The following is a 388-nucleotide window of genomic DNA, read 5'->3' as shown; positions in this document are numbered from 1 at the left end:
ATGAGCATCGGATCGTCTATCATTAAAAGATGTGCTTCTAATATCCCCATCTCTTCTTGGGGGAGGTGGCCTTCGGCGTTCTTCTTTAAGGCAAGCAGCCTCTCCTTGGCTTCTTTATGGGCTGCAGTGAAGCGCTCTAAGCTCCATCTTCCTTGTCTCCTCTGCCCGCCACCAGCCGGGAGAGCAGGCCGCTTCCCAAGACGGATCCGGCGCATATTGCTGTCGACTGCAATCCTATCTCTTTCAGGTTGGCTAATATCGTAGGAGTCATATCGCGGATATCGGGCCCCCTCGTTGTGGCGAGCGGCATGTCGGGCGCATCTATGTATGAGGTTGTTCGCGTAGGAGAGCTTGGCCTTGTGGGAGAGATAATCGAGCTGAAAGGAGA

Annotated in this window: 2 protein-coding genes; one reads left to right on the top strand and one right to left on the bottom strand. The window is 53.9% G+C overall.

All coding sequences use genetic code 11. From position 1 onward, the window contains the following. A partial coding sequence (locus EZM41_RS06660) for a phosphoenolpyruvate-utilizing N-terminal domain-containing protein (protein ID WP_198470348.1) occupies window positions 1-215 on the bottom strand: 215 nt, incomplete at its 3' end. A gap of 33 nt (window positions 216-248) precedes the next feature. Here EZM41_RS06660 and EZM41_RS06650 point away from each other — a divergent pair. Further along, window positions 249-388: hypothetical protein (locus tag EZM41_RS06650; protein WP_198470347.1), on the top strand; the 140-nt coding region annotated here is incomplete at its 3' end.

It is taken from the genome of Acetomicrobium sp. S15 = DSM 107314 (genome assembly GCF_016125955.1).
Classification (GTDB): Bacteria; Synergistota; Synergistia; order Synergistales; family Thermosynergistaceae; genus Thermosynergistes; species Thermosynergistes pyruvativorans.
This window is presented reverse-complemented; position numbering and strand designations above follow the sequence as displayed.